This is a genomic window from uncultured Gimesia sp. (genome assembly GCF_937910335.1).
GTDB lineage: Bacteria > Planctomycetota > Planctomycetia > Planctomycetales > Planctomycetaceae > Gimesia.
In genome coordinates, this window is record NZ_CALEMX010000163.1 from 1 (window position 1) to 6,969 (window position 6,969).

General features: G+C 47.4%; 2 protein-coding genes. Both read left to right on the plus strand.

Annotated features, from left to right (window positions below; translation table 11 throughout):
- Nucleotides 1-337: 337 nt before the first annotated feature.
- Complete coding sequence (locus Q0668_RS06420; protein ID WP_298861551.1) at nt 338-3,889, plus strand: hypothetical protein; 3,552 nt, start codon at nt 338-340, stop codon at nt 3,887-3,889.
- 223 nt (nt 3,890-4,112) lie between these two features.
- Nucleotides 4,113-6,969 (plus strand): methionine synthase (gene metH, locus Q0668_RS06425; RefSeq protein ID WP_298861554.1); only part of this gene is annotated, 2,857 nt, incomplete at its 3' end.

Sequence of the window (6,969 nt, forward strand, 5' to 3'; positions counted from 1 at the left end):
AGAAGCCGCGGCAGTTCTTTTGGATACTGTTAGAATTCAAGCGTACCTGCTGGATCTAAACGGGAAGTAGAGCAATCTCATTTCTTGTTAAAATCATGTTAAGACCCTGTTTTACCCTTCATATTGCCTTTTATCTGCTGGTGACGTCCACCAGTACAGTGGATGAGAACCGTTGACCTGATAATAATATCGCATATACTGCAGGCTACATCTGACTGTATGCCACGCGCCAGAATGTCAGTCAAAAAAATCTCTCAACGCGCTCGAGACTCGATCATCAATTTTTTCGAATGAGATGACGCTCTGATCTAAATTTTTTACCAGAAGAATATCAATAATGCCAAATCGTGCAGAACCTCGGATATCGCCTCCCAGGTCAATTAAAGACCGTTCTGAAAAATCAAATGAGCAATTTCGTCAGGCACTCGGTCTCGATGAAAATGGTAACGCAACGTGTAATGAGGATCGCGATGAACTATTGCGTTATCTTAATCTTCAGTTATTAGCCAATGGTTACCCGGCTGCTTTGAAAGAAGCCGACCGTACTTTTGCGGATATTTCGAAAGGTCTGTTGGAAAATCACCGACAAAAGAATCGGTTGCTGTCGAGTCATCGTTGCCCCGTAGATCATCGCATTGAACGTTTTTTGCAATCGCATTTGAGTGATATTGCAGGATCGGATCAGTTGAAATTGCCGAGTCGGACACTTGTGCTGGATCGATTCGGGCTGGCTAGAGAATTATCGCTTCCCGTTGAAGATGATGAATTTTCCAGTGACCTGGTTCAATCTTATCGTGTCAAAAATGGTGTGTTACATAATCCGAAACATGACCGACGCACAACTGTGGGAACGTTTCATATTACAGAGGGCGGCTTGCCCATTCCGGGGGATAAACGTGCGGTTCCGCGCGCGACATTTGTGAAGATGTTTCTGAATGCCATGCGACCACCTGAGGAAATGATGTTGTTTCCGTTTACTTCACAACAGGCTGAGCAGGCATCGGGCTGGGCTTCGTTAATGTTGCGTCCTATCGTCTGTCCTGAAGTCAAAGGAGTAACTCCTGAAAAACGGATGGAGATCAGGTTTTTCACTCCCGGAACGCTGGTGAGTAATCTGGATTTTGTGGAATCCATTTTTGGGAATGCCGGTGATCCGTATGTGCCACAAAATGATGCCGGTCTGGATGTTAAGCATTGGACCGGACACACTGGTGCGGTCATTCTGGCGCCCCATCTGACGGCTTTGACAAAATGCGAAGTCGGGCTTCCGCATTGGGATGACGCAACCGAGCGACAGCGGCATGACAGTATGTGCTGGAAATCAAAAGAGGAGCTGTATAACGATGGTCTGGCGTTTAAAATGACCTGTCGTACGGATGCGGGTGTCATAGTGACGCTGATTGCCGATAACTATTTTGGTTATTGCAAAAAAGAAGTGAAGACACAAATCAGTTATTCTGCCAACCTGTATGGGAATGCAGAAGAAGAACATGCGGGAGGTGCCATTGCGTATCCCAGTTATAATCTGGGCGAAGAGTTTCAAGTCAACAGTGCGCGTTATAACGGACGAACCTTCGACGATGTGATTCGTGATTATGGTGACCAGATCGAGGGAAAGGCAGAGGGTTATGGAATTGATAAATATTATCCAGAGTTGATCTACATTCCGGAAGATGCTTATGCCAGTCTGCCTGAGCAATGTATTCGCTGGTCACGCTCTGGGAAGGAGTGTTCGATTCCCTTATTGCCCGGCAATGTTTATATGGCTCCCTCTGGATATCACCTGCGTATGGAAAAACACCCGGCTGCTCCCTCCTGGAGAATTGTAGGCACTTCCGGTGAAGGTGTTTTCTGTCATAAACCTTGTACTGTTTCCGGTGGTGGAAAAAGTGAAATCAGTAAGTCGCTGCGCGATTACATGCTTTACGGGCCCGTGTTTGTTTCTAACTACGAAAAAGATATGGAATACGTGCGTGAAATTATCGAGAAAGATTATTCAGCGCGTTGGTTGGAACCCTTGTCGGCGGATCATCCTGACCATCGACCGAGCAGGCGCGTACTTGATGTTAACCGTTCGTTGGGAAGTGTGATTAAGTTACTGACTCCTTCCCCGGCTTATACTCCAGAATTCAACGACTGGTTAAATAAAATTCCAGATCATCTTCGCGCGTTAGTTTTTATTATCAAACGAATTTACGGGACCAGTGCAGGAGAAGACTGGTCGACACACTTTGGCGTGGACATCGTCAATGGTACCTATGGGCATGAGCTGAAATTTCGGGAACGAAAATTAGTGGGCACATATTTGCGTGTCGGTTTGTTCTCATTGCTAGGTTGGCGGACATTCAAGTTGCGGCAGGACTTTATCGCTTCCATGAAAATTCAAACGGAAGACGATATCAGTGCTTCTGTTGTAGTGCCCTCACGTGTGTTGAATTATCTTGCGGAAGGTGAGAAGAATTACAGTTGTAAGTTTGTCATCAACAGTGAGTACCGTCTGTTTCAGCGTCCCGATGATGCGATCATCAGGGGTCTGGATAAACAGACGGAAGCGGATCTCTCTCGCCCTGGAAATTTCATCTCGAATTTCGAACCGTTGACGAATCAACAAGTGCGTGAGATGAGTAAATACGTTGTAGATTTTGACGCTTTTAGTTCTCCGATGCAGGAGATGTTGCGCGCTGCTGAAGAGACGGATAGCAGTTATGTGGTGTGTTCAGCCAATCCGCGTCAGATTGATGGAAAACCGACTAAAAATCCGCGCTATTTACAGATTCGCCCCGATTTGGTGAAGCCGTTTCATTCTTATGTTACCAAACGTGCCACGCGACTGTTCCGCGCAATTCCCGCTGACCAACCCGTGTTTAATCCCGTGAATGCGGTTATGCTGGGGCGTCGTAATAATCCACCCAATCGAGAAAAAGGCATTCGCAGTCTAGCCGTATATTCCCCCATACATTATCAGGAACTGCCTGAGTTATTTATGGACTTCATCTGTTCGTTGACTGGCAAAAGCCCGTCTACCACGGGAGCGGGAAGTGAAGGGGCTTTGACCAAAGGACCCTTTAATGCGCTGAGTCCTGCGGCCGATCTGAATAGTGCACTCGTTGGATTTATACTGACTGGATACTCCGGTTTTTCAACGGCTGCCGGCCACATTGGTCCTGATGTCAGAGTGGATCACGATGTCAGTTTATTGATTCCGGAGATCTGGTGTCGCATGCAGCCGAAGGAACGTGATCCGGAATATCTGATCAAGGAAGAGTTGCTAGAACCCATTCTTGATTTTGAGCACAATGGCCAGGCAATTCCCGCGAGCCGGTTAGGGTATCGAATTACTTCAAAATTTCTCAATCGCTTCTTTGGGCGTGTCTTTGACAACCCGGCTTCTGTATTTGATGAGACCATTCTCAAGCCGGAAAAACAGGATCTCGATTCCTTTGTCGATGGAATTCAGTATATCGCTGAGGCACAGCAACGTGTTGCGTTACAGTATTTTAAAGATGGTTCCTATGAAGAAGTCTGCCCTCCCTTACAGGCGATCCTCTCAATCATGGCTTACGGAACATGGAAGGATCACACGATTCATGATTCCGAAGTGCGTTCACTATTCACACAGGAGGCACTTCTCAATAGTGACTGGTATCAGGATCGCCTTGTTGCACGTCAGAGTCAGGAGATTGCACTGTTGCAACGACACCTTGAGTATCTTGACCAGTTCGTTCAGCATCCCGGCTATATGCGGGAAATTAAGCGGCTTCAAATTGCAGAACGACGAGAGTGGGTAGAACAGCAATTATTGCATGTTACTTCTGCTGAATATCTGAAAGAGCTGGTGGGCATGATTGGGGCTCAGCCGCGTGAAAAATTGAATCAGCAAGCTGAATAAAAGCATGTCGCATGCTGTTTCTCTTTTCAGATGATTTGCTAAAATGCCAACAGATATCGTTACATCCGCATGGAAAATGGGGTAATTATCATGGATTTCGGTCTACTGGTTTGACTGGGCCCTGATTTTCGATTGGTAGAACGGATTTTTACTGATGTGTGTGGCGGTGTTCAATAATACAAACAGGGCACCTTCTTTATAAAAGAGTACAGGTTTTAAACGTATGTCTGATCGCGCCGCTCGTATTGAAGCTCTCTATCAAGCCATTGGGGATCGGATTCTGATTCTGGATGGAGCGATGGGGACAATGATTCAGAATCATAAACTCAAAGAAGCAGATTACCGGGGGGAACGCTTTGCGGATTACCACATGGACATCGCCGGTAATAATGACCTGCTTTCGCTGACGCAGCCTGAGATTATTCAGAGTATTCACCGTGAATATCTGGAAGCGGGCGCGGACATTTTAGAGACGAATACGTTCAATGGGACACAGTTGTCTCAAAGTGACTACGAGATGGAGTCACTCGCTCATGAACTGAATCTGGTCTCGGCACAGTTGGCACGATCCGTTGCGGATGAAATGACTGCAAAGACGCCCGATAAACCGCGTTGGGTAGCTGGAGTTCTGGGCCCTACCAGTCGTACGTGTTCGATCTCCCCGGATGTCAATGATCCTGGCGCGCGGAATGTTACCTACGATGAACTGGTCGAAAATTATCTGGAATCGATTGATGGCCTGGTGAAGGGTGGCGCTGACCTGCTGTTGATTGAGACGATCTTCGATACGTTGAACGCCAAGGCGGCGGTGTTCGCGGTTCATACATATTTTCATCGCGAAAAAATCGAACTTCCGATCATGATTTCGGGCACGATTACTGACGCCTCCGGGCGGACCTTATCGGGACAAACCACGGAAGCATTCTGGAATTCACTGTCGCATGCCAGGCCATTTTCGATTGGCTTAAATTGTGCTTTGGGCGCGACCGAATTGCGACAGTATGTCAAAGAGTTATCACGTGTGTCGGATACATACGTGTCGGCTCATCCCAACGCAGGATTGCCGAACGAATTTGGTGAATACGATCAGTCGGCAGCTGAAATGGCGGAGATTGTGGATGAATTCGCCAGTAGTGGTTTTCTTAATATATTAGGTGGATGTTGCGGAACCACGCCGACACATATCAAGGCGATCGCAGATGCGATGGTGAAGCATTCGCCGCGAAAAATTCCGGAGATTGAACCGGCATTGCGCCTTTCCGGACTGGAACCCTTCAACGTCACGAAAGACAGTCTGTTCGTCAATGTTGGCGAACGCTGTAACGTAACCGGTTCTGCGCGTTTTAAACGTTTGATCAAAGAAGACGAGTATGATACTGCACTCGAAGTGGCATTGCAGCAAGTGCAAAATGGCGCAGATATCATGGACGTTAATATGGATGAAGGGATGCTCGATTCGCTTGCTGCGATGACTTCATTCCTGAATTTGGTGGCTACTGAGCCAGATATTGCACGCGTGCCTGTGATGGTGGATTCTTCCAAATGGGATGTGATAGTAGCGGGTCTCAAATGTGTTCAGGGTAAACCCATTGTGAACTCGATCAGCCTGAAAGAGGGCGAAGCAGAGTTTTTAGAGAAGGCGCGACTGTGTCAGCTTTATGGTGCCGCGGTGGTGGTGATGGCCTTTGATGAGGAAGGGCAGGCTGATACGAAAAAACGCAAGATCGAAATTTGTGAGCGTTCCTATCGCTTATTGCTCGATCAGTTAGATTTTGCACCGCAGGATATTATATTCGATCCTAATATTTTTGCTGTCGCGACGGGCATCGAAGAGCATAATAACTACGCAGTTGATTTTATTGAAGCGACAGAATGGATCCGAAAGAATCTGCCTCACGTAAGTGTTTCGGGTGGGGTATCCAACGTGTCTTTCTCGTTTCGGGGAAATAATGCAGTCCGTGAGGCCATTCATTCAGTTTTTCTTTATCACGCGATTCGCGCTGGTTTGAATATGGGTATTGTGAATGCCAGCCAGTTAGCCGTTTACGATGATTTGCCGAGTGACCTCAAGGATAAAGTGGAAGATGTCATTCTAAACCGAACTTCGGAGGGGACAGAAGCGTTGCTGGAAATCGCTGAGCGCTATCGTGGTGATGGTTCTTCCAGTTCTGCAAAACAGGAAGATCTAACCTGGCGTGAACTGCCAGTGACGAAACGCATCGAACACGCTTTGGTTAGAGGCATTTCAACGTATATCGTCGAAGACGCAGAACTCGCGCGACAGGAACTGGCCCGGCCACTGGATGTAATTGAAGGCCCCTTGATGGACGGCATGAACGTGGTGGGCGATCTATTCGGTGCGGGGAAAATGTTTCTGCCGCAGGTTGTGAAATCAGCGCGGGTGATGAAACAGGCAGTTGCTCACTTGCAACCCTATATTGAGGCTGAAAAAACTGAAGCGAGTAAACCCAACGGTCGAATCCTGATGGCGACCGTCAAAGGGGACGTTCACGATATTGGTAAGAATATTGTGGGAGTCGTTTTACAGTGTAATAACTACGAAGTCATTGATTTAGGGGTAATGGTGCCTTGCGAAACGATTTTGCAAACGGCACGGGAAAAACTATGTGATATTATTGGTTTGTCAGGTTTGATTACTCCTTCTTTGGATGAGATGGTTACAGTCGCCAGTGAGCTGCAGCGACAGGGTATGGATCTACCGCTGTTGATTGGAGGTGCAACGACTTCGAAAGCGCATACTGCGGTGAAGATTGATCCGCAGTATGATCGGAATCAGGTTGTGTATGTCGCCGATGCCTCGCGCGCCGTCGGTGTCGCGGCTGCTTTGCTGTCCGACGAGCAGCGCGATCGTTTCGTGAACAAAATTCAGAAAGAATATGTGACAGTTCGCGAAAGAGTGGCGAATCGAAAACCGCTGGGTACTCCCGTTGCTTATACTAATGCAATTAAGCAGGGTGTTCAAATCGACTGGGAAGATTACACACCTCCCGCGCCCACATTTACCGGCACGAAAACTCTGGATGATTATCCGTTAGAGAAACTGGTTGATTACATTGACT

Excerpts from the sequence above, each read along its gene's own strand:
- Q0668_RS06420 (WP_298861551.1), top strand. The coding sequence starts at position 338 with ATGCCAAATCGTGCAGAACCTCGGATATCGCCTCCCAGGTCAATTAAA.